General features: G+C 39.7%; 22 protein-coding genes and 1 tRNA gene. 8 read left to right on the plus strand and 15 right to left on the minus strand.

The genetic code is table 11. The annotated features are described in order from the left end of the window. Positions 1-8: 8 nt before the first annotated feature. The 5 genes from ACE1TG_RS10125 to ACE1TG_RS10145 form a co-directional block, all read right to left on the minus strand. On the minus strand, positions 9-467 hold the full coding sequence (locus ACE1TG_RS10125; RefSeq protein ID WP_375052258.1) for a thioesterase family protein: 459 nt from the start codon (positions 465-467) through the stop codon (positions 9-11). A gap of 14 nt (positions 468-481) precedes the next feature. After that, on the minus strand, positions 482-1,456 hold the full coding sequence (locus ACE1TG_RS10130) for an L-carnitine dehydrogenase (protein WP_375052259.1): 975 nt from the start codon (positions 1,454-1,456) through the stop codon (positions 482-484). Between the two features lie 13 nt (positions 1,457-1,469). After that, on the minus strand, positions 1,470-2,348 hold the full coding sequence (locus ACE1TG_RS10135; protein WP_375052260.1) for a beta-keto acid cleavage family enzyme: 879 nt from the start codon (positions 2,346-2,348) through the stop codon (positions 1,470-1,472). Positions 2,349-2,559: 211 nt separating this feature from the next. After that, positions 2,560-3,084, minus strand: a complete 525-nt coding sequence (locus ACE1TG_RS10140) for a TetR/AcrR family transcriptional regulator (protein ID WP_375052261.1) — start codon at positions 3,082-3,084, stop codon at positions 2,560-2,562. 431 nt (positions 3,085-3,515) lie between these two features. Next, positions 3,516-3,935, minus strand: coding sequence for a pyridoxamine 5'-phosphate oxidase family protein (locus tag ACE1TG_RS10145; RefSeq protein ID WP_375052262.1), 420 nt, complete (start codon positions 3,933-3,935; stop codon positions 3,516-3,518). Positions 3,936-4,082: 147 nt separating this feature from the next. On the opposite strand from ACE1TG_RS10145, the gene ACE1TG_RS10150 reads away from it, so the two are divergent. Both ACE1TG_RS10150 and ACE1TG_RS10155 read left to right on the plus strand, forming a co-directional pair. Next, positions 4,083-5,237 (plus strand): DUF3137 domain-containing protein, encoded by a 1,155-nt coding sequence (locus tag ACE1TG_RS10150; RefSeq protein ID WP_375052263.1) that lies wholly within the window; start codon positions 4,083-4,085, stop codon positions 5,235-5,237. Between the two features lie 15 nt (positions 5,238-5,252). Then, positions 5,253-5,822 (plus strand): LemA family protein, encoded by a 570-nt coding sequence (locus tag ACE1TG_RS10155; RefSeq protein WP_375052264.1) that lies wholly within the window; start codon positions 5,253-5,255, stop codon positions 5,820-5,822. A gap of 174 nt (positions 5,823-5,996) precedes the next feature. On the opposite strand, the gene ACE1TG_RS10160 is transcribed toward ACE1TG_RS10155, so the two are convergent. The 8 genes from ACE1TG_RS10160 to sda form a co-directional block, all read right to left on the minus strand. Beyond that, complete coding sequence (locus tag ACE1TG_RS10160) at positions 5,997-6,221, minus strand: hexameric tyrosine-coordinated heme protein (RefSeq protein WP_092493726.1); 225 nt, start codon at positions 6,219-6,221, stop codon at positions 5,997-5,999. Positions 6,222-6,341: 120 nt separating this feature from the next. After that, the gene (locus tag ACE1TG_RS10165; protein ID WP_375052265.1) at positions 6,342-7,625 is read right to left on the minus strand and encodes a GntP family permease; all 1,284 of its coding nucleotides are present in this window, start codon (positions 7,623-7,625) and stop codon (positions 6,342-6,344) included. A gap of 34 nt (positions 7,626-7,659) precedes the next feature. Beyond that, a complete protein-coding gene (locus ACE1TG_RS10170) occupies positions 7,660-8,838 on the minus strand; it encodes a thiolase family protein (RefSeq protein ID WP_375052266.1) in 1,179 nt (392 codons plus the stop codon). Between the two features lie 86 nt (positions 8,839-8,924). Then, positions 8,925-9,704 (minus strand): 3-hydroxybutyrate dehydrogenase, encoded by a 780-nt coding sequence (locus ACE1TG_RS10175; protein ID WP_375052267.1) that lies wholly within the window; start codon positions 9,702-9,704, stop codon positions 8,925-8,927. Between the two features lie 19 nt (positions 9,705-9,723). Then, on the minus strand, positions 9,724-10,398 hold the full coding sequence (locus ACE1TG_RS10180) for a 3-oxoacid CoA-transferase subunit B (RefSeq protein WP_375052268.1): 675 nt from the start codon (positions 10,396-10,398) through the stop codon (positions 9,724-9,726). A gap of 18 nt (positions 10,399-10,416) precedes the next feature. Beyond that, positions 10,417-11,112: a CoA transferase subunit A gene (locus ACE1TG_RS10185; RefSeq protein ID WP_375052269.1), complete on the minus strand. Its 696-nt coding sequence runs from the start codon at positions 11,110-11,112 to the stop codon at positions 10,417-10,419. Between the two features lie 217 nt (positions 11,113-11,329). Then, on the minus strand, positions 11,330-12,694 hold the full coding sequence (locus ACE1TG_RS10190; RefSeq protein WP_375052270.1) for a sigma-54 interaction domain-containing protein: 1,365 nt from the start codon (positions 12,692-12,694) through the stop codon (positions 11,330-11,332). Positions 12,695-13,264: 570 nt separating this feature from the next. Next, a complete protein-coding gene (sda, locus tag ACE1TG_RS10195; RefSeq protein ID WP_375052271.1) occupies positions 13,265-13,429 on the minus strand; it encodes a sporulation histidine kinase inhibitor Sda in 165 nt (54 codons plus the stop codon). A 243-nt stretch (positions 13,430-13,672) separates the two neighbouring features. Here sda and ACE1TG_RS10200 point away from each other — a divergent pair, with 243 nt between their 5' ends. From ACE1TG_RS10200 to ACE1TG_RS10210, 3 genes are all read left to right on the plus strand, one after another. Then, entirely contained in the window at positions 13,673-14,488 is an 816-nt protein-coding gene (locus ACE1TG_RS10200; RefSeq protein WP_375052272.1) for a helix-turn-helix domain-containing protein, read from the plus strand. Between the two features lie 251 nt (positions 14,489-14,739). Then, complete coding sequence (locus tag ACE1TG_RS10205; protein ID WP_375052273.1) at positions 14,740-17,313, plus strand: winged helix-turn-helix domain-containing protein; 2,574 nt, start codon at positions 14,740-14,742, stop codon at positions 17,311-17,313. Between the two features lie 181 nt (positions 17,314-17,494). Further along, complete coding sequence (locus ACE1TG_RS10210; protein ID WP_375052274.1) at positions 17,495-17,614, plus strand: anti-repressor SinI family protein; 120 nt, start codon at positions 17,495-17,497, stop codon at positions 17,612-17,614. Between the two features lie 110 nt (positions 17,615-17,724). On the opposite strand, the gene ACE1TG_RS10215 is transcribed toward ACE1TG_RS10210, so the two are convergent. After that, on the minus strand, positions 17,725-18,678 hold the full coding sequence (locus ACE1TG_RS10215) for a hydroxyacid dehydrogenase (RefSeq protein WP_375052275.1): 954 nt from the start codon (positions 18,676-18,678) through the stop codon (positions 17,725-17,727). Positions 18,679-18,873: 195 nt separating this feature from the next. After that, positions 18,874-19,740, minus strand: coding sequence for a DMT family transporter (locus ACE1TG_RS10220; protein ID WP_375052276.1), 867 nt, complete (start codon positions 19,738-19,740; stop codon positions 18,874-18,876). 235 nt (positions 19,741-19,975) lie between these two features. Between ACE1TG_RS10220 and ACE1TG_RS10225 the strand changes: the two genes are divergently transcribed. From ACE1TG_RS10225 to ACE1TG_RS10235, 3 genes are all read left to right on the plus strand, one after another. Continuing rightward, positions 19,976-20,048 (plus strand) — tRNA-Val (locus ACE1TG_RS10225). A 793-nt stretch (positions 20,049-20,841) separates the two neighbouring features. Continuing rightward, a complete protein-coding gene (locus ACE1TG_RS10230) occupies positions 20,842-22,581 on the plus strand; it encodes an ABC transporter ATP-binding protein (RefSeq protein ID WP_375052277.1) in 1,740 nt (579 codons plus the stop codon). Next, a complete protein-coding gene (locus tag ACE1TG_RS10235; protein ID WP_375052278.1) occupies positions 22,562-24,379 on the plus strand; it encodes an ABC transporter ATP-binding protein in 1,818 nt (605 codons plus the stop codon). Before ACE1TG_RS10230 ends, ACE1TG_RS10235 begins: the two co-directional genes overlap by 20 nt. Positions 24,380-24,449 lie beyond the last annotated feature (70 nt).

Here is a 24,449-nt window from a genome sequence, read left to right on the forward strand (position 1 = left end):
TATGCTTTTTATTTCTTTATACATATACGTCTTCCAACTTGTTTGGGGGGTTCTAAGTGTTTATGCTTGTCCCACATTTTCCCGATTTCAGTTGCTACCTGCTCTGGAAATGGTGCTGGTCTTTCCTGCTGCGTATCCATTCCCATCAGCATCTGCTCACTAGTTGCAAGTAAAGCTTCATTATTGTTTTTCATTTCAAAAAATACGTGGGCTCTTTTGCTGTCAATATCCAACAATTGAATAGAAACACTAAGTTTTTCATCCTGATGCGCTTCCTTGAGATAGCAAAGATGTGTTTCTAGCGTAAAAATCGTATAGGACAAGTTAGTTCGTCCATCTTCATCCAATCCTATAAAATCCATAAAACGGTCAACGGCATTGCTAAATACGTTCGCATAGGCAGAGTCATTCATGTGACCGTTATAGTCAACCCAATCAGTACGGACATAATCCTGGTAACTAAACATGATCATGCTCCTCTCTATTTTCCACTCGTAGCAAGACCTTTCGATTCTGGCCAATATTCTTCAACAAGATCCATGAGTTTCACCAAAAATTCATCACGTTTATCTTCTAACTCTGCGACAGACTTATCGCCAGCATGCGTTTCACAGCCTTCAACAACTTTTTCTTTCAATTCATCGGTTAATTCAGGTGCTTCCAATTTCGTCCATGGAAGTTTTAATGCCGGGCCGAATTGCTCTAGCATGTGACGCATTCCCTGCTCTCCACCTGCCAAATGAAATGTGAGGAATGGCCCCATTTGTGCCCAGCGTAAGCCAGCACCGTAAACTATTGCAGCATCAACTTCTTCCGTTGTCGCAATGCCATCGTTAACTAAATGCAAGGCTTCACGCCACAGCGCTTCCATTAAACGGTCTGCTACATGTCCTTCAATTTCTTTTTGTACAACTAATGGCTTCATTTGAATAGATTCATAGAATTTAACCGCCTGATTAATTATCGATTGTTCTGTTGATTGTCCTCCAACAAGTTCGACAAGCGGCAGGATATGAACTGGATTAAAGGGATGTGCAACGATTAAACGCTCAGGATGCTTTAGATTTTCCTGTAATGTACTTGGTTTTATACCGGATGTACTAGACCCGATAATCGCATCTGGTTTTGCATACTGATCAATTGATTCCAGTACGCTTTTTTTCAAATCTTCTCGTTCCGGGACGTTTTCCTGAATCAGATATGCATCTTTAACAGCTTCTTCTACAGTAGGAACGAATGTTAAGCGATCAGGTGATGCACCATCAGCAAGGCCAATTTTCTCCATCGACTCCCACGCACGTTTAATGCTCTGGTGCGTGCGTTCTTCAGCTCCCTCTGCCGGGTCAAAAGCAACTACATCATACCCTTTAGCTAAAAAACGGGTGATCCATCCGTTACCGATTACCCCTGTGCCTATGACAGCTAGTTTTTCTATTCGTTGGTCGTTTCCATGCATTGTCATTTCCTCCTCAAGGGGTTCTTAAACCGTGTTGAAGGCGTGCTTCTTCTGGTTTCATAATTTCAATATTATTTTCCTGCAGCATGTTTGCTGCTTTTTCAACAAGCTGATCGTTACGTGCAAAAACACCTTTTTTAAGATACAAATTGTCCTCAAGGCCCACGCGGATATTTCCTCCTAGCTTTGCTGTCTCTTCTGCTATTGGAAGCTGCATGCGTCCAATTCCAAATGCTGACCAATGTGCATTTTCCGGCAGACGACTCTTCAAATAGTGAATTGTCTCTACATCTGCAGCCGCTCCCCAGGGAATACCTAAGCAGAATTGAAGCATTGGGTCACCATCAATAAGCCCTTCTTTGACTAATTGATTGGCAAAACGAAGATGACCTGTATCAAAGCATTCCAGCTCAGGCTTCACACCACTTTCCTGGACAAGTTTCGCCTGATCTCTCAGCCAATCGGTTGGACTCATATAAATCATGTTGCCAAAATTAGTAGTGCCACAGTCGAGGGTGCACATTTCCGGAAGCAATTCTCCTACCGGTTTATGACGTTGTTCAGGTGTTTGAATGTCTGTTCCGTTTCCACCAGCAGCAGGCGTGTCTAAGCTTGGAATGAAGTCACCGCCACCACCTGAGGTGATATTAATGATTACATCTGTTTTTGATTCGCGAATGCGATCAACGATTTCGCGGTAATGATCAACCTCATGACTTATACCACCAGTTTTAGGATCACGGGCATGAATGTGGGCTACTGTTGCCCCAGCTTTAGCAGATTCAATAGCCGCTTCAGCAATTTCTTTAGGTGTTACTGGAACATGGCTGCTTTTTCCCGTTGTATCACCAGCACCAGTAACAGCTGCAGTTAACATGACTTTATTACGCATCAAATTCTCCTTTTATGTAATAAGTTTTAAATACTGTACCATCCGGACGGTTCATAATCACAAGTGATACTATACCATCTGGACGGTTTGTTTGCAACCGGATAATTAGAAAAAATTGTCGAATATTCTTTTTGAGAAAACATTAAAAAAACCTAAATCCTCTGATGTAACAAGGTTTCTAGGTTTTATAAAATTTAGAATAAAAGATGGTTCATTCTTTAGTTTCATTCGCCCATTCAATTAATCTTTTATATACGATTTCTTTTTTCTCTTCGCCAATATGATATATATCAAAAAGTTCCGCCAGCCATATTCCATCCGTGGCCAGTCGGATAATGGTTGCCTTGGTTGGGTCAATTCCATCGTTTTCTATCTCTTCCTGCCACTCGGAATACAGTTCACGAATTGGATCTAGTAATTTTTCATTAACAGCTTTGGCAGCTAATAATCCCGAGTTCATATCTTTATTTTGATATGTCTGATTAAATGTGACATCAACATAGGAACGTGTCCATTTCCCTTTATCATTTGGATCAGCAGTAGCATTATCAGCTATTTTCTCCCGATAATTATTCGTAAGGTGATCAACCATCCCCTTAACCAATGCTTCTTTTGAGGGGAAATGATAAAGCAAGCCACCCTTACTTATACCTGCCTCTTTAGCTGCAGCCTCTAGAGTTAAATCAAAGATACCATGCTTACTGACAACTCTTGAGGCAGCATTTAAGATTTCCATTTTTCTCGAATTTCGACCCATTCCATTCACCTTTTTTCATTAATTGAACTACTTACATCTTTTACTATACTATCCAGACGGTTTTATTGCAATCCTACAAATGGAAAAATATAGTTGTTATGCTGTCAGACAGAACCCACTCGATGAAATATTTCCAATCCGAAATACAAGGTGAATCCTCATTCCGCTAAACGACTAAAAAACTGCGCAAACAGGGATGAAGCGGATCCTCATTCCGCTAATCGTACAAATTTCATGGAAAATAGGGCTCAAAATGGCAAATAGCGGAATGAGGATTCATAACCACGCTTGAAACAAGGTTTTTGTAATGGATAACGGAATGAGGATTCATCAGAATAGACCTCTCCTCCCCCACTGCTATTGTTTATAAAAAAAGCAAGCTATCTCGCAGTGAAATAGCTTGCTTTTTTTTATAATTCCAGCACTCTAGGCGCTTTACCTTTTTTATTCATCAAGCGAATTTGAACTGGCTCGATCTTGAGAACAATGAAATTCGGGTCATCAGGTCCATCAAAATAATGCTTCATATCATCAATCCACAGCTTCTTTTTCAGCTCTTTGGAATTGCTGATGGCAGCCTTTCCTTCGTATTCCACATATTCATCACCTAACCCTTCGCCATCATATCCAAGTAAAATGTGTGTGAAAGGGTTCTTTTCAACTTCTTTAGTTTTATGTGTTTCTTTACTTGTTGCTGTGTAAAGTTTCAGGTCTTCATGAAAAAAAGTCATATACCTGGAATGCGGTTTATCATTCTGTACCGTAGCCATCGGCCCAACATGGCTATCCTGAAGTATTTTTTCAATAGTTGCTTTAATAGCATCATTCAATTATATTAGCTCCTTTCCTTTGAAACCCGCTTTATTTCATTTTGCTCCATTGGCTAAAATTGTATACCAGAGTATAATATACGTTTTTATTTTCCCTCTGTATGATGTAGTTATAGATATGTCACCTATAAATGAGGGGAATGTACTGTGAAAAAGATTTCAAAAACAAGAGAAGAGTTCGATCAATTTTATGAAGAAGAAATAAAGGGAGAAATTGAAGAATTAGAAGCGAACAGGAATAATTTAAAGAAGAGGCGTAATAAACAAGCCAAAATAACTGCAGTAGCTGCGTTAATTCCTATTGTGTTTGGCCTGATTTTCTCTGACTATTTCATTGCTTTTTTTATTGCGACCTTTGTCGTACTGATTATTGGATTTAGTAAGCTATCCAAAACATACAAGTCATACGAAGGTGTCATGAAGCAACGAATTGTACGTAAGGTTGTAACATTTATTAACCCGGAGTTCCAATATGCACCAGAAAAACATATACCGAAAGAAACATTTTTAGATACTAGGGTTTTCCCAAAGAAACCAGATAAATACCTCGGAGACGATTTGATTTGGGGAAGTGTCTATGATCAGGATCAGCCTGAAACCGAGAAGGAACATGAATTAGCAACACAAAATGCTTCCCCGGAAAGTATAAAACAGGTTACTTCCAGTCTGGAACGAAGTGAGGAAAATTTGCAACCGGAAAAGAGCCCCAAAACAGATATCGCTTTTTCAGAAGTGACAGCTATAGACGTATGGTCAGATACCGATGGACACCAACAAGAAACCGTCATCTTTCAAGGATTATTCTTTGATGTTGATTTTAATAAAGATTTCCAAGGAACTACTGTCATCGCACCAAGAAAAGATTTGTTTTTCGACTTTAAAAAACTGGACATATTTCATAAGCAGCCTAAGCTTGAAGAAATCGAGCTTGACAACGTGGAATTTAATGAGCGATTTGCGGTTAAGACAACAGATGAGGTAAAAGCACGCTATATTTTAACACCAGGCTTCATGGAAAAAATGTTGACCTTGGCAGATGGAGTAAAAGAAAGGTCAAAAGAACGTATACCAAATCAGCACCTAAAAATCGTCGCTAAAACTATTGAAAAGATTGTTCCTTATTTTTCATTTAAGGATGGGAAAATGTATTTCTTATTAAACACGCTCCAGGACCATTTCGAATTTAATATCGACAAGAAGGCTGATAAGGAATCGATTTATAATTATTTTGAAGATATTAATCAGGCATTAATGCTAGTGGAAGAGTTAGATCTGAACTTAAAGCTATGGAATAAGGCTTAAATGAGGTGAAACGTCATGACGATGTTTATTATCATTGGTGTAATTACACTGCTTCTTCTCTATATCATTATCACGTACAATAACGTTAAAAAAGGTGCAGTAAAAGTGGAACAATCCTTTTCCAATATGGATGTACTTTTACAAAATCGGGCGGATGAAATTGTTAATTTAATTTCAACGACGAAAAGTGCTGTGGAAAATGAGAAAGAACTCCTTGAGGAAGTAACTGCTTTACGTTCACAGGTTAATCGTAATTCAACTAAAAACGTGGAAGATAAATTGGCAGATTCTGAGCGGTTAGAAGGCTCTGTAAATACACTGTTAGGCAGGCTGGAAGCGTATCCCGATATCAAATTCACCTCTCAATATAATCACCTGCAAAATCGAATTACAAATATTGAAGAAAATATTCAGGCGCAACGAAGAACTTTTAATGCCAGAGTAGCGGACTTCAATGCCTATCTCGTAACATTTCCAAGAAACATCATCGCATCCATCTTTAATTTCAGCCAAAAACCATCATTTGAAGTAACAGACCAATCCAAAAAAGAAAACCCAAATGTCAGCGCAATGTTTGAAGAATGAGGGACAGTGGGGTCAGGTTCCTTGTCCCACTCAACAGAAAATGCCTGGCATTGGACTATACTCACCAGCTGCCAGGCATGGAGTGTAACCACTAGTTTGCGCTTGTGCAATAAAGAATTTCTTAACTGCCACAGAAAGGACCGGGCAAATGCCGCCCGGTCCTTAGATATGTTCTTATTTCCAATAGTTATTTGCTGCAGCAACTGTTTGATAATGTATTGCAATAACTTGTGAGGCCATTGTTAAACTATCTGCACTTTCTGCGTAGTCTGCCCTTAATTTTTCACGAACATCTGGAGAAGTCTGGGTGTATCCTACCCCTTTCCTAGAGAGTGTGATCGCAAGTTCGAACCCTTCTTGAGGTGTGTCTGTTTTTAAACTTGTGAGCCAATCTGCCATTAATATCATCTCCTTGTCCTAAAATATAGACTATTCAGATAAAAATATCAATTGAAACAACTTATCTTTTTCTTATTCGGGAAACTCTATGGGACAAGAAACCTGACCCCATTGTCCCGCCTAGAAGATACCAATTGCAGCTAGTAGGATTACTACGATTACGGATATTACTGGGATTAATACTGCTACAACAAATAAATCTTTATAGCTGTCTTTGTGTGTCATACCTGTTATGGCGAATAGTGTCAGTACGGCTCCATTATGCGGTAGGGCATCAAGTCCGCCTGACGAAAGTGATGCAATCCGGTGAAGCTGCTCTGGATCTATACCTGTGTTTTGGGATATTTGATAATACTTATCTCCAAGAGCTTCCAAAGCAATACCCATACCACCTGATGCAGAACCCGTAGCACCAGCAAGTATATTAACAGCAATTGCTTCGGAGATTAATGGATTACCTTTTACTCCCATTAGCAGTTCAGTTAACCGTTCAAATCCGGGAACAGCTCTAACTACTGTACCAAACCCTACTGCGGCACTGGTATTAATTATCGCTGTTACAGAGCCAACCGCTCCAGCATTAATTGTCTTAACAAATCCTTTAAATTTCGAAATATTAAGTGCCATAATTAATACAATTCCTGCTATCAGCGCCACTACAACGTCCCATCCAAATACATTCAAGGTAATTAGTACTGTTAAAAGAGGTAATATCGATAACAGAAATGAAGGTGTATCTCCCTCCACATTGATAAACTTATTATCCTTTGGCTCCGTAAAAACTTCTCCATTCGCTGTCATCTTTTTTTCACGCCAGCGTAAGTACAAGTAACCACCAACAGCCATTACTATCCCTGCAACTATCCCCATGACAGGAGCTGCCATCGCGTCCGTATGAAAATACTCCATCGGAATCAGATTTTGTATCTGTGGTGTTCCGGGTATAGCTGTCATGGTAAACGTGAATGCACCTAGCGCAACTGTTGCTGGTATCAGTTTTCTGCTGATATTGGCTTCACGGAATAGAGTTAACGCAAGTGGATAAACCGCAAATACAACAACGAATAAACTCACGCCTCCATACGTTAATACTGCTGCTGAAACCAATACACCCAATATCGCACGCTGGGTGCCAATAACTTTAGTAAACGCAACGGCAACTGATCTAGCCATCCCTGTATCTTCCATTAACTTACCAAATACTGCCCCAAGCATAAATACAGGGAACCAGTCTTTTGCGAACGAAACAAATCCACCCATATATGTGTCTTTGTACGCCTCAAGTATATCCAAGCCACCAGTAATTGCCACTACCCCGGCAGCAATTGGCGCTACCCATATAATCGACCATCCCAGATACGCTAGTACCATTAATACGACAAGTCCTAATAAAATACCAAACATTCAAAAACCCCTCCTAGAAATATAAACCATAATTTTATGTTGCTTCTACAACCATAGCGACCCCTTGGCCACCGCCAATACATAACGAAGCTATTCCATATTTTTTATTTCTTCTCTGTAATTCTTTTACAACGGTGTAAAGCACTCGTGTACCGCTTGCACCAATTGGATGCCCTAACGCTATTGCTCCACCATTGACATTCACTTTTTCCCGATTAAGACCCAACTCTTTTTCAACAGCCAGATATTGGGCTGAAAATGCTTCATTTACTTCTATTAAGTCAATATCATCTAATGATAAATTCGAGTTTGCCAAGGCTTTCTTAATTGCAGGAACAGGTCCAATCCCCATATAGGCAGGGTCAACACCGCCTACCCCCCATGAGATAACCTTTGCTATTGGGTTAGCCTTGTTTTCTTGGACAAACTTCTCATTTGCCAAAACTACTGCCCCAGCACCATCATTTATTCCGCTTGCATTTCCTCCCGTTACCGTGCCATCCTTTTTAAAGGCAGGTTTTAATTTAGCAAGTTTTTCGGTACTTGTATCTTCACGGATCTGCTCATCATCCTCAACAAAAGAAGTACCTTTTCTGGATTTAACCTCAACTGGTGTAATTTCTTCAGCAAACTTCCCCTGCTTTCTAGCCTCTGCTGCCCGCTGATGGCTTAAGTAAGCGTATTCATCTTGATCCACGCGAGAGATAGAGTATTTTTCGGCAAGATTTTCTGCCGTTACTCCCATACCACCGCCAATATATTCATCCGTCAAAGCGGCCCAGAGCATGTCATCGATTTGCGGTGCTCCAAGTTTCGCCCCAAAACGACTACCTCTTAGCGCATATGGTGATAGACTCATGCTTTCAACTCCACCAGCTACTGCCACTTGACCTTCACCCAGCATGATCGATTGCGCCGCAGAAATTACCGATTGTAACCCTGATCCACACAAGCGATTCACAGCAAGAGCTGGACTTGCATGTGGGATACCAGTTTTTAACGCAACATGTCTTGCGAGATATGGCGCATTTTTGGACGAGTGAATCACATTTCCCATCACGGTTAAGTCGATATTTTCAGGCCTTATCCCACTTCGTCTTATTGCTTCCTTGCTTGCTGTTACACCAAGGTCCGTTGGGTCGCTGTCTTTAAGGCCACCTCCAAAACTTCCAAATGGAGTCCGTGCTCCTTCTAAAATATATACTTCGTTCATCTTCTCACTCCTTATAGATTAGCAGATTCTAATTATTGAGCTGTGTATGATAATCTGTCCGGGACAAGTGACCTGATCCCACGTCCCTATTGCGCTGTGTAGCCTCCATCAAGAACAACTGCCTGACCTGTTACACCTTTTGCTTTATCACTGGCAAGGAACATTGTATAATCAGAAATTTCCTTAACAGATAATAGGCGTTTCTGAGGAACCAGCGGATAAATAACATCCTCTAACACTTTCTCGAGCGAAACATTTCGGTTACCTGCCAAATCTTCAAGCTGATTTCGGACAAGCGGGGTATCGACATAACCCGGGCATACAGCGTTAACCGTAATTCCGTGTTCTGCACCCTCTAATGCGGTAACTTTTGTTAGCCCGATTACGCCGTGTTTTGAACTATTATAAGCAGCTTTTCCAGCAAAACCGATCAACCCATTAATCGATGCCATATTTAAAATCCGGCCATATCCTTGTTTCTTCATGATCGGAAATACATGTTTTGTTGCCATAAATGGTGCAACAAGCATAACCTTGGTTATGAACTCGAATTTTTCAGTTGGAAAGTCTTCAATTGATGCAACATGCTGTAGCCCGGCATTGTTAATGAGGACGTCAATTCTGCCATAACGTTCAACCGTTTTATCAATGGCAGATGTGAGCTCATCCTCCTTTGTCACATCACACTTTATCCCAAAGCAGTCATGCCCTTCTTTACTCAGTTTTTCCGTAACTTCATTTACTTTTGCTTCGTTGATATCTGAGAAAACAACTTTTGCTCCGTTTTCAACAAAATCAACGCCAATCTCGTATCCTATTCCACTTGCTGCACCTGTTATAAAAACAACTTTATTATCTACTAACATCTGAATCCCTCCGTTTTTTTTATAATGATGCCGTTTTCAAATTTTCACTTACAATAAGTTCTGCTTCTGTAGATTGAATAACTTCCTCAACTGTCCAGCCGTTCGTCACCTCAATAAGTTCCAAACCAGCATCTGTAACATCTATTACTGCACGATCGGTTATAATCCGGTCAACCACCCCTTTTCCTGTTAACGGAAGTGTGCATGCTTTTAATATTTTGGGCTTGCCATGTTTATTGACATGATCCATGATAATAACAATTTTCTTAGCTCCATGGACAATATCCATCGCGCCACCCATGCCTTTAATCATTTTTCCTGGGATCATCCAATTAGCTAAATCCCCTGTTTCGGAAACTTCCATGCCGCCGAGAATAGCAAGATCCAGGTGTCCCCCGCGAATCATGCCAAAGGATTCTGCACTGCTAAAATAAGATGCACCTAGTGAAGCTGTAACGGTTTCTTTCCCAGCATTTATCAAATCAGGATCAACTTCCTCCTGTGATGGTGATCTGCCAATCCCAAGCAAGCCATTCTCTGACTGCAGAACAACTTCTTTTCCTTCTTGGATATAATTTGCAACCATTGTCGGCATGCCAATTCCTAAATTTACATATGAACCGCTTACAATTTCCCGCTCCGCTTGTTTTGCAATATTTTCACGGATGGTGGCTTTATCGGCTTGGTTTGCCATAAATCATTTTCCTCCTTCTTACGCTTGTTTTCTTAATGTTAATCGCTCAATCCGTTTCTCCTGCTTGCCTTCAATTAAACCTTGCACATAAATGCCTGGGGTGTGAATGTGGTCTGGGTCAAGATCGCCCGGCTCAACAAGCTGCTCCACTTCAGCTATTGTCACCGCTCCTGCTGCAGCAATTGACGGACTAAAGTTCCGGGCTGTTTTGTTGTACACAAGGTTTCCGTTTTTGTCCCCTTTTGCTGCCCTGACAAGACTGAAATCTGCCTTCAACGCTGTCTGAAGCAAGTACTCTTTATTATCAAACGTTCGCACTTCCTCACCCTCCGCAAGCGGGGTCCCGACTCCGGCTGGTGTATAAAATGCAGGAATTCCAGCTCCACCCGCACGAATTCTTTCTGCTAATGTGCCTTGAGGAACAAGCTCAACCTTTAAATCTCCCGATAAAACCTGTCGTTCAAATTCTTTATTTTCCCCAACATACGAGCCAATCATTTTATCGATCTGTTTATTTTCAAGCATCAGGCCAAGCCCCCAATCATCAACACCGCAATTGTTGGATATAACTGTCAAGTGTTTCACATTCGATTCCACCAAAGCGAGTATCAGATTCTCAGGGATTCCTACAAGGCCAAATCCACCAGCCATAATCGTGGAACCATCCTGAATGTCCTTAACTGCTTCCTTAAATGATGTATAGGTATTTTTCATCTTTTGCACTCCTCTCGTCTTTAAATATGCAAAAAGTATGCCAACTTTAGTCATCCTTGGAAAATGTCATAATATCGACTTTTTTAGCTTGAACAAAAAAATCCAGATTCCGATTTTACGGAAAATGGATTTCAATTCTTAACTAACAGTAATGTAAGCCCTTACTTATTATAGTGTTTCCACGAATACGGAATGCTTTTCCGAAATCGCGGAAAGATTAGATTCCATATTTTTTTATCTTATCGTACAATTTCGATTTGCCGATTCCCAGCAGTTTTGCAGCTTTTAACTTATCTCCATTCGCTTTTTTTAAAGTTCTTTCGATCGTTTGCTTTTCTGTGTGATTCAGAATTTCCTTTAACGTACCATTGTGTTGCAGAAAATTTGAATTTGGCCGGATATGATCTGGTAAATCTTTCAATTTAATCATTTCGGTATTCGTTAAATGGACCGCAGATTCAATGACATTTTCCAACTCCCTAATATTCCCTGGCCATTGGTATGTCATAAAACAGTCCAATACAGACTGGTCAAAGTCGATAACCCGTTTACCTGAACGCTCTGTCACTTTCGTAAGAATATATTTTGATAAAACCCGTAAATCCTCTGTTCGTTCTCGAAGTGGAGGTATCTGAATCTGTACAACATTTATCCGGTAAAATAAATCATCCCGGAAGCGCTGTTCTTCGATTAATTTTTCCAGGGACTGATTGGTGGCAGCTATAATCCGTACATCTATCTTTTGTGTATCATTTGCCCCAAGCGCTTCAACTTCTCCTTCTTGTAAAACCCTTAAAATCTTTACCTGGGCACTTAATGGCATATCACCAATTTCATCTAAAAAAACGGTACCACCATTAGCAAGCTGAAACTTACCTAATTTCCCGCCTTTTTTAGCTCCTGTAAAAGCACCTTCTTTATAGCCGAACAATTCCGACTCTAGTAAATGTTCAGGTATCGCTGCACAGTTAACTTTAATAAAAGGTTTACCACTTCGTTCACTCAGGTGATGGATACTGTGCGCAAACAGTTCCTTGCCTGTACCGCTCTCCCCTCTGAGTAATACGGAAACATCGCCAGGTGAAACTTTTTTTATTTTATTCTTCAGTTCATTCATTTGCTGGGAGCTGCTTACAATATCATGAAGTGAGTATGTTGTTCCGTGCTGATTTTTCAATTGACTGCGATAATGTTCCAGTTCCAGCAATAAATCCTTAATATGACTGTTCATCTTTTTCCATTCTTTTGTATCACGAAACAAGACGGTTCCAACAGCGCCAACTACTTCTCCCTCAGAACGTACAGGAATCCGATTTGCGATCATATGATTACCACGGATATATTGCAGATCAGCAATTTCATCCTTTCCGGATTTAGCAACTATATGCATTCTGCTATTTTCAATGACGTCGGTTACATGTCTGCCAATTACTTCTTGTTTATTTGTTTCCAGAAAGTCACAATACGTATTATTCATGTATGTTATGAATCCATCACCATCTACTACAACAAAGCAATGGTAAGCGTTCTCAAAAACTGTTTCAAAAATCTCTTCTTTATATTGATCTGCTAAATGATGCATTGTAATCCCCCTCCATACGTCAACTTTATTATAACAAAAAGAATAAGGGGGGATGTAGGCTCCTATTAGAAAAATTTTTAGCGCTATGAGATTCTTGCTCACCTAAGGATGGCTGGCCAACCTCCTGTGGAACAACAAGGAGACCACCGAATAACTAAGAGGATGAAGTACTGTTACTTAAAATGAGCCTTCGCCAAACAATCGAAGTGAATCCTCATTCCGCTAAATAGTGGAAAAGGTGCTTTTGAAGGGGTGAGACGGATCCTCGTTCCGCTAAAAGCAGAAAATCAGCCAAATTTGAGACAAAATTGAGAAATAGCGGAATGAGGATCCGAACCTGAGCTTAAAATGAGGGTTTTAGGGCAAATAACGGAATGAGGACCCGCCAAACAGTTGAAGTAGATCCTCATTTCGTTCCTCCGAAGCAAATAACTAATCCCAAGGCAGCGTTATTTCAGCTATGTGGCCAAAGAGCCAGACACACTTTCCACTTCGAATCGGTTACCCTTAATCCGTGTTGCCGTTTAGATCAATAGCAATAATTTTTTTAGAAAACAACTAAATTATAGTTCATTCTGCAGTCATATCGGTCAATACCTCTGCTTCATAATTTCTGAAAGTAATTCCCCTTCTATCAAGTTCAACCATCAATAACTCAAGAAAATCTCTTTCCAGTCTTAGTCTCAACGCTTTCTTATATGCGTTTAATAACGCTTCGTCACTTAAATATGTCATCATATTAATACCCCTATTTATAATTATATTTAATCTATTGAAAATAAATCAGAATTTTCATGGTATAATATTACTTAGCAAATATCTATCTTTTTATTTAATATAATAAATGTTACCTACAGGATGCTTTCAAATCAAGGTAAAAAGCGAAATGTGTCGAATTGCCACAAACGAAGGCATATTGTTCTTATTACCTAAAGGAGATAGTATTGAAAATTTGTAAAATATGACTGGGGGGGTTTTATGAAGAGAGAATGGTTAATCCGGCTTCGTAAGTCAAAACAATTCACGCAGGAAAAAGTGGCTTTAGATGCTTATATTGATAGGGCTTTTTATTCACAAATTGAAACTGGAAAGCGTAATCCCAGTTTTGACATTGCTCATAACATCGCAAAAGTTTTAAATTTTGATCCTATGATATTTTTTCAGGATACGCTTAATATTGATCAGGAATCCCCTTCATATCGCCATATACCTGAATATTTTAGAAGTATGAATAGAGGGGATATACTGTACCTCTTTAGTAATTTCGATAAGTACCTTGAACATGTAGTAACATTTCTTACTACTGGAGTTCAAAAAGGCAGTTATTGTATTGTCATCGAACAAAACAGGAATTACATACAGATTCAGCAGCGACTGGAAAATTTCTTAACGAAAAGCGAAATAAAAGAACATATTTATTTCATCGACCAGGAGATAATACTTCAGAATGAACCTAAGGATATCGTGGGTATATTTCATAAATTTCAGGATATGTTTAAAGAAGAAAATCCTGTACGTATATGGATGATTGAAGAGCAATATACCGAAAATGATTGGATTCAGGAGTTAGGCAGTTACTTAAATTTAGAAGAAAATCATAATTTGAAAGTAACTTACAGGAATATATTATTTTTGCGTGCATATGACGCTTCGCTGATTACAGCAGGGTTACACATCAAGAAGATGCAATGCTATTCCTATCTTATGACGGATTTTGAAATAGTAGATTCGCCTTTTTATCGTTCTTGTAATAAATCGTTTGTCTTCCCTTCCCTGTTCATCCAAGAGAAATAGTAGAACAGGATTTCTAATTAATTTGACGTAATATTCAAAGACTCCAGTCTGCTATAGTCGACTGCGGACTGGAGTCTTTGGTTACTTAATTATTTTATTATACTAACTACATTGTCACATATTCAGTTATTTTGTCGAATCCCTTTTATATAGATCAAATGTCCTATATAATGACTTCAATACTACCATATCAACTATTATTATGGTTATTCTATAATAATTCCACTATATTTGTAGTAATTTTGAATTATATGTCATTTCTACGTTTAGGTGATTATATGTCATTTGATAAAAATTTTTTTTTACATGTTCCAACAAAAATGATAGGTCCTTATCAGAATCACCATATCCTCCCAAGAGAACGTATTTCAGAATATATGGACAGGAGTGTCAAAGGAAAAGCTACACTGATTACTGCCCCCGCAGGCTACGGAAAAACTACTGCAATTGTTCAATGGCTTAATAGCCGTAAGCTACTTTCAGTGTGGACTTCTTTTGATAAACCGGTAGATAATCCGACTGAATTCTTGCAGATCGTTATGGCTTCTATCCAAGCTAATTTTCCTGAAATAAAAGATGGCAGTTTTCAAACTGTAAATCTGGATTTAAATTCTATCGAGGCAGTCCTGGAACCACTTATTAGTACGTTAAGCTTATTAAAATCACCAGTTGTTCTGGTATTTGATGATTACCATAATATAGAACACCCATGGATCCATGCTGCTGTAGAATATTTAATTACCAATGTTCCAGTACACATCCATTTAGTACTGTCAAGTCGTGAAAAAACTCCCTTCTCCCTTCACTATCTTCGTCTGGACAGACAAGTATGTGAATTGGATATGAATGGGATTCGTTTAAATTATGAAGAATTTCAGGATTACTGTTCTTTGTTAGATTTACAACTCTCACTCGATGAAGTTAACCTTTTAGAAAAACGTACAGAAGGCTGGATAACCGGAGTTAATTTAGCATATTTATCGAAAAATTGTCCTTTATCAGTTAAACATTTGGATGGTACATATAAATTTATCTCGGAATACTTCGTTAAACAAGTATTGGACAAACTACCTGATTCACTGCAAATATTTGTGTTAAGAGCGTCAGTATTAGATGACTTTACGACTCCGTTATGTGCGGCAGTAACAGGATTTGATAATGCAGAAAACCTTATCCAGGAGTTATGGAACAGAAATATCTTTATTGATGTTTTGGACAATGAAAAATGGTTTCGTTTTCACCCACTTTTCCAGGAAGCTATGCAGTATTTTTTACAGAGAAATCATGGTGAATCAATAAAATCCTTATATAAGAAGGCTACAGAATGGACCGGACAACATGGCTTTCACCAAAAAGCCACAGAGTATGCATTACGAGGCGAACATTTTAACTTGGCAATTAAGTGGCTCCTAAGATGTGCTCCGAATTTACTCAGAAAACGAGAATTACTATTTCTGAATAAATGGATTAATCGATTTCCGCTTGAATTTCGAGAGGAGAACTGCGATTTATTGCTGATACACGCATGGATTCATGCGCTCAGTGAGGATTTAGACGGTGCTGATAAAAAATTGGCGGAAGCTCTTGTATTAATGGAACAAACTGATAGTAAAACGATTGACCAATATGCAGAGATCCTAGCAATTCAGGGATACATGGCTATCATTCGTCATGAACCTCAAAAGGCATTCCACAGTCTAACAAAAGCTGCAAATAAAATGTTGACGGTGAGTCGTTATTTGCAAGCTGGTGTTGACTTTAACGGTGTTGAAGCGTTCGTAATAAGAGGACCTCTTGGAGCTTCTGGAAAGCTGAAATCAACTCATGAACTGTATACTAATTTACGGAATTTATTAAGACAAAGAGGACTTGCGGTGGTCGCGTATGGTTCAATCATCCTTGCAGAAATACATTATGAATGGTGTGAATGGGATCAGGTCCGGTATTTTATTAACAGAGGGAAAGAAATCAGTGTGAAAAACCAAATGATTGGTGTTCTTGTTCCAGTCTATTTCCTGCAGGCAAAATATAATATTTCCAAAGGAGAGACAGGTGCTGCATGGAACGTAATTTTAAATTTAGAAAACCAATTAAAACAAATGGATCCTCCACAACACTGGTTTGCTGTAACAGAAGCATTCAAAACAAGACTCTATATAAAGGAAAGAAAAATAGATGAAGTGGACGATTGGCTCAATAACGTATCTGCAGTTTATAGATCGGATCCTTTTCCGGAATCACCCTTAAATGCATTTCAGAACATCACAAAAGTACGGGCATTAATCATGAAAGGAAAATATGAATCAGCTAAAACCCTGCTAAATAACCAAAAGAATTACGTTGAAATGAAGGTAAGGATTGGAGATTTGATTGAAGTATTCATCCTCGAGAGCATTATCCATTACTTACAAAATAACTTGCAAAAATCAGTTATATCTATGGAACAGGCTATTAATCTGGCAGAACCTGAATTATATCTGCGCATCTTTCTGGATGAAGGAAAAGTCACTGCAACCATCTTAAATGAGATACACCAAAGTAATCCAACAACATATACGAAGAAATTATTAACTTTATATGAACAGGAAGAAATCTACCATACACCAGAAAGTCAAGAATTACCCGAGCAGAGTTTATTGACAAAACGTGAAATGGAACTGTTACAACTTGTGAAGTCAGGGATGAAAAATAAAGAAATTGCCGGCAAACTGTATATTTCGCTTGGATCAGTAAAAGTTTATTTAACACAAATTTACAATAAGCTGGATGTTAATAATCGAACGAAGGCTGTAGAAAAGGCACGGGAATTGAATATCCTGGAATAGATCCTTGGTTAAATCAAAATTAGCAGTTTGATTAGGTTTTTGTTAATGAAAATAGCCAAAAGTTAAGTATTATTTCCTGATAAGCTTTGGTAAGATTTAATAAAGCAATTCGTTTCCACATTATTCTGAAAATAAGTTAATACTTATTTCAAAGAAGCTTAAGTTACAGGAGGAAGAAAGTATGGCTAAAGCAAACCTGGACAAGGATTGGGTTTACTTAATCTCTTTGGCACGAGATTTAGGCATAACAGCTGAAGAAGTTCGAGAATTTCTTCAAAAGAAAAGAGTGAAGAAAACATGACGCCACCTCTAATAAGTGGCGTCATGCTTTCCATATATGATTCAAATTAAGCTTAAACAAGCCTCAGCCTGTTTTGTCATGCTTTTTCACAAGTAAAGCCATAACGCAAATCATACAACCGTACAAAGTGACTTGCCGCCTTCAAGTACCTTCATCACTTCTTTGGCAACCAGCATAGCTGTACGAGATTGCGATTCATCTGTCAAACCAGCAATATGCGGAGACAGGTGGATGGATTCAACCTTGGAAAGTAGAGAGCCTTTTTGAACAGGTTCTGTTTCCAGTACATCAAGGTATGCCCCAGCAATTTCCCTGGATTGTACAGCCTCCACTAGATCCTGTTCATGTACGATTCCGCCTCTTGCTGAATTGATCACATAAGCATTGGGCTTCATGCATTTAAAATTATCTTTGTTGATCATATGTCGGGTTGCTTTTGTCAGCGGAACGTGTACCGAAACAAAGTCCGATTTAGTAAGCAGTTCATCAAGCGTTTTTACCGGGCGAACTCCGGTTTCTGCGAGTATATGATCAAATGGTTTAACAAATGGGTCGTAGCCGATGATATCCATTCCAAAAGCATTTGCCCGTTTGGCAACACGGTGAGCAATTTCACCCATTCCGACAAGTCCAAGTGTTTTCCCGTTTAATTCATATCCTGTAAAAAACTTTCGATCCCAATTACCCTTGCGAACATCGGCATCTGCTTCAGCCAAAGGACGATAGGCATCCAGCATCGATGCCATTACATACTCCGCAACCGACGTGGCATTCGCATGTACGGCCGGGATGACTGGCATGTTTCTTGCTTTTGCCGCCTCAAGATCAATGTTATCAAGGCCAACACCAAGACGGCCGATGGCTTTAGTATTTTTTGCTGCATCAAGCAATTCTGCATCGACCTTTGTTTCATTCCTGACAATGAGTGCATCATAAGCCGGTGCCAATTCAAGCAGTTCACTTCTTTTCCGCCCCAATTCCATATCATAATCCACGGAATAGCCGTTGCGCTTAAGCTCTTTGATTCCATCATCCCACATTAACTCAGTTACGAGCACTTTCATGAACATCACTCCCTAAGCGAGTAATTTATCTATGTAACTTTTCCTGAATACTGCCTGAAATAAACTGTTCTAACGTTTCTACTTGATTATATGCACGGTCAGTGGTAAATAATCTCATCATACGAAATTAAAATTGAGCAGCATCATTATAGATACTGCTCCTGCTCTCAAGCTATCTTATTTTTATAAAATTGCCTACTTTGCTTTCTGCATGTCCATTCGGTTATTTTTCAGGAACATATAGAACGATGAACCAAAGATGATAATATAGCCAATGACACTGAGTATTGTCGGAATTTGGTCGAATAGAACAATGCTTAATAATGCCGAGTAAACGACAGTCGAATAAAAGAAAATCGATATTTCATTGGCTGGTGCAAATTTATAAGCAAGCGTCACTCCAAATTGGCCGACGGTGGCACAACACCCAGCCATGATAAGGAACACCCATTGCTTTATACTCATTGGTTCGTAAAAAAGAATTGTGAATGGCAGCAAAACTGCTGTTGCGAAAAAAGAAAAGTAAAAAACGACGGTATAGTATTTTTCTTTATTTCCCAAAACCCGAAGAAATGTATAAGCACCAGCAGCGAACACCGCTCCTAGTACACCAATGATATACGGGAAAATCTCGACGGAAAATTCGGGCTGAATGATGAATAATGCGCCAATAAACGCTGCGATTACGGCAAAGACCTGAAACCGGCGCGCAATTTCTTTCAGGAAAACAGCCGAGAATATAATAAGAATGAACGGACTGAGTTTATTGAGCATTTCGGCATCAGATAAAACAAGACGATCAATGGCATAAAAGTTCAAAACGATTCCAACTGTCCCAAGTGCAGAACGGGAAAGCAGAAGCTTCTGATGCTCTTTTTTTCCGAACAGTCTTTCTTTATGATGCAGTACGAAGCCTAATGTAATAATAGCCGCTACTATATTTCGAAAAAATGCTTTTTGCACTGTTGGCAAATCACCGGAAAGTTTCACGAAAGCGCCCATAAGCGAAAAACCTAAAGCTGATACTAGTAATAAAATAATGCCTTTGTTGCGATCAGACATCAGTTGTTCCTCCAATTGCTAAATTCTACGTAGTCACTTGAACTATGCTATTACAAAACCGGAAGAATGGAAAGAAATCTGTTTAATGAGCGAAGATCAGGCTCCTTGTTGTGGGCTATCACTCCTGGATTTGTGCTTGGAGCAGGATGTATTATAATATAGAGGTGAAAAATATATTGACAGAATTTATCACTCTACTATATAGTTATAGTTGTCTGATATTTACTATTTATACGATTCCGTAGCTCAGCTGGGAGAGCGCATGCTTGACAGGCATGAGGTCGTTGGTTCGAGCCCAATCGGAATCATCAAAGTTATTAAGCTGTGAAACCTTGTATATAAAGGTTTCACAGCTTTTTTCTGTTAATAGAAATGCTTATACTAAGTACTCAAAATAACCCCCATGCTCCTCCAACTGGTAGCACCTCTGTTTATTCAGTATTCGCCGCAATTATTCAGTCTTCATATGGTAATTCGGCGGTTATTCAGTTTTCAACACCAGGAATTCAGGATTCGCTCCACAACATTCAGAATTCACCCGGGTTTATTCAGTTTTCGCGCGTCCGCACCCGCACCCCAAAGCGACAGCTGCACGTTTTTGGACCAAGTACGCCACACTCGCTCCTCCGACTAGTAGCACCTTGGTTTATTCAGTTTTCGCCGCGATTATTCAGTCTTCATATGGTAATTCGGCGGTTATTCAGTTTTCAACACCAGGAATTCAGGATTCGTGCCATAATATTCAGGATTCACCCCGGTTTATTCAGTTTTCGCGCGTCCGCACCCCAAAGCGACAGCTGCACGTTTTTGGACTAAGTACGCCACACTCGCTCCTCCAACTAGTAGCACCTTGGTTTATTCAGTTTTCGCCGCGATTATTCAGTCTTCATATGGTAATTCGGCGGTTATTCAGTTTTCAACACCAGGAATTCAGGATTCGCTCCACAACATTCAGGATTCACCCGGGTTTATTCAGTTTTCACGCGTCCGCCCCCCTCAAAAGCGCAAAAAACTTCCACACTCGAAATAAAAACGCATTCCTATTATAATAGGTTTTACACACTTCAAGGTAGCGATAACTTGCATCAGGGGGTCCCTAACGTGAAGAACATTTTTTCTTTTTTGAAGCCGTATAAAATTCCTATTTCAGTGGCCTACAGTCTGACGATGATTGAGCTTATGGTTGAGCTGCTTCTCCCCTTCTTTCTTGGAAAGATGATTAATGATGGGGTTATGAATAAGGATCTTGATAGTATTACAATGTGGGGCTTGATTATGATTTGCCTTGCGTTTACTGCGTTTATAGCGGGGATTATCAATTCCTTTTATGCATCGCATACGAGTCTGGGATTTGCTTATGATGTCAGGGAGAAGCTGTTTCATAAGATTCAGTCGTTTTCGTTTGCAAATTTGAATCAATATCCGACATCCGGGCTTGTGACGCGGTTTACGAATGACGTCCGCCAGCTTCAGAATACGATATTTATGGCATTGCGGATTATGACAAAGGTACCATTGATTGTTATTGGTGGTGTGGTGATGGCATTTATTGTGAACGTAAAGCTTGCACTGATTTTCCTGATTACGGTACCGCTTCTTGTTGTTTTTATAGTATGGGTGCTTAAGGTTGCAAGCCGGATGTTTGATAAAGTGCAGAGCCGTGTTGATAATGTAAACCGCGTAATGCAGGAAAATCTTGCTGGAATGCGGTTGATAAAAGCGTTCCTGCGCCGTAATCATGAGGAAGAACGATTTACCAAAGCAAATAGCGATCTTGCGACAATGACGCGGTCAACATTCCGCTTTATTGAAGCATCAATGCCGATTTTATTATTTGTAATGAACTTAAGCCTTATTTTCATTTTATGGTACGGGAACTCACTGGCGGTAAATGGGCAAACATCAGTCGGGGATGTTGTTGCAATAGTGAATTATGCGTTACGTGTGGCAATGGCGATTTCGATGTTTACTTTTATTATACTGGCATTTTCACGTGCAAAAGCGTCTGCCGAACGTTTGAATCAGGTGCTTGGTGTTAATGTTGACCTTGTTGATCATCAGGATGCGCGGAATGACGCTGCCGTACCCAGTGGAAAAATTGAGTTTGATGACGTTTCGTTTAAGTACCCAAACCAAAAAGAACCAGTTCTTGAGAACATTTCATTCCAGGTAAATCCAGGTGAAAAGCTTGCGATAATAGGTGCTACAGGCTCTGGTAAAACATCATTATTCCAGTTAATACCACGGCTGTACAATGTTAAGAACGGTACTATCTATATTGATGATGAACCGATTACATCCTATACATTGGAACAGCTTAGGCGGAGCATTGGCTATGTTCCTCAGAACCCCCTCCTGTTCACTGGATCCGTCACGGATAATATTGCATGGGGAAAAGAACATGCATCACAGGAGGATGTATTTCAAGCGGCACGGGATGCGCAAATTCATGACACGATTATGGACTTGCCTGACCAATACGATACAAAAATTGGTCAAAAAGGGGTCAATCTATCTGGCGGGCAGAAGCAGCGGATTTCAATTGCGCGCGCATTGATCCGCAGACCGAAAATACTTATGCTTGATGACAGTACAAGTGCTCTAGATCTTGCGACTGAATCCAGGTTGCTCGATGCCATTCATCATGATGATTGCACAACGCTAATCATCACCCAAAAAATATCCACTGCCATGCGTGCAGATCGTATTTTACTGCTAAATTATGGTGAAGTACTTGCCCTTGGTACACATGATGAACTACTGGAACAGTCCAGCCTGTACCGCAGAATTGTAGAATCACAGTTTGGAAAGGAGCTTCCTGATGCCACTCAAAGCTATTAAACGCCCTTTTCAATATAAAAAAATTCCGCTTGAGAATATACAACATGATAAAAAAGATAAAGCCCGCAACACCTCTGGCACGATCAAGCGAATCTGGTCATATCTTGCTCGTGAAAAGGCAATGCTCGCACTTGTGATTTTCATGGTGCTAATCAGTTCCGGATTGAGTCTGCTTGGCCCCTTTATGGTCGGAATGGCGATCGATGATTACATTGTGACACAAGAAGCAGCAGGACTTGGGATGCTATTAATTTGGCTTGTAATTATCTACCTATTCCATTCGGTATCAATTTTTCTACAAAATTACTGGATGGTAGGCATTGCGCAGAATACGGTCTATTCGCTGCGTTCAAACCTATTCCATCAGTTCCACCGCCTTCCGATATCCTATTTTGATAAACGGCAGCATGGCGAATTGATGAGCAGGATTACCAATGATATTGATAATATTAATAATACACTTAACCAGTCTGTTATTCAGATTTTTGCGAGTATCCTGACCCTTGTTGGTACGTTTGTTGTCATGCTTATCCTGAGTCCGCTCCTGACAGTAGTTACAATGACGATTATCCCAGCAATGATTCTTGGAATACGCTGGATCACTAAGCGTACTGGTCCATTGTACAAACTGCAGCAAAATCATTTGGGTGAGTTGAACGGGTATGTTGAAGAAACTGTTTCAGGACAGCATGTAATCAAAACCTTTTCCCAGGAAAAGCGTGTGATTAATGAGTTTAAAGATCGGAACAAAGATCTCAAGCACTCTGGCTTTTGGGCGATGACAATTTCAGGATTTATCCCGAAAGTCATGAACATGCTGAACTTTCTAAGCTTTGGCCTGATAGCTTTGGTCGGTGGTATTCTTGCAATTGAAGAGATTATTACAGTTGGGGTTATCGTCATTTTCACTGAATACGCACGTCAATTCACCCGTCCATTAAATGAGCTGTCAAACCAGTTTAATATTCTACTGTCAGCTGTGGCTGGTGCAGAGCGGGTGTTCAATGTGATTGATGAGGAACAGGAAGAAACTGATGAACAGTCTGCAAGAGAGTTTGAGCATACGGATGGAAATGTACGGTTCGAGAATGTCTCATTTGCCTATGAAGATACACTTATCTTAAAGAATGTTACGTTTGAAGCCAATTCTGGTCAAACGGTAGCATTCGTTGGTCATACCGGCGCCGGGAAAACAACAATCATCAATTTAATTTCCCGTTTCTATAATTATGATTCTGGCAAAATAATGCTTGACGGTGTTGATATAAAAGAGATAAAGCGTTCAAGTTTACGACAGCATATGGCGTTTGTGCTGCAGGATGCATTTCTTTTCAATGGGACCATCCGGGAAAATATCCGTTACGGACGCCTGGATGCCACGAACGACCAAATTATTTCGGCTTCCAAAAGTGCGAATGCACATGACTTTATTGAACGGCTTCCTAATGGGTATAATACCATTTTGGATCAGGATGGCAGCGGCATCAGCCAAGGCCAGAAGCAACTTATCACGATAGCAAGAGCAATTTTGGCCGACCCATCAATCCTTATTTTAGATGAAGCAACAAGTAACATTGATACCGTGACCGAATTAAAAATTCAGGATGCATTAAAAGGACTGATGCATGGCCGGACCAGCTTTGCTATTGCCCATCGGTTAAATACGATTCAGGAAGCAGATAAAATAATCATGCTTGAACATGGGGAAATTATTGAGCAAGGTTCCCATGGGTCACTGATCGAGCAAAAAGGAAATTACTATGACCTGTACAAAGGTCAATTGAAGCAGCACAAATAGAATATCCATTCCAAACATGATAGACTGTTTGTGAACTGCATTTTTCAAAGACACATTCAAATGAGGTGGA

Origin of the sequence: Virgibacillus sp. JSM 102003, assembly GCF_041949995.1 — a bacterium.
In the GTDB taxonomy this organism is placed as follows: Bacteria; Bacillota; Bacilli; order Bacillales; family Amphibacillaceae; genus Lentibacillus.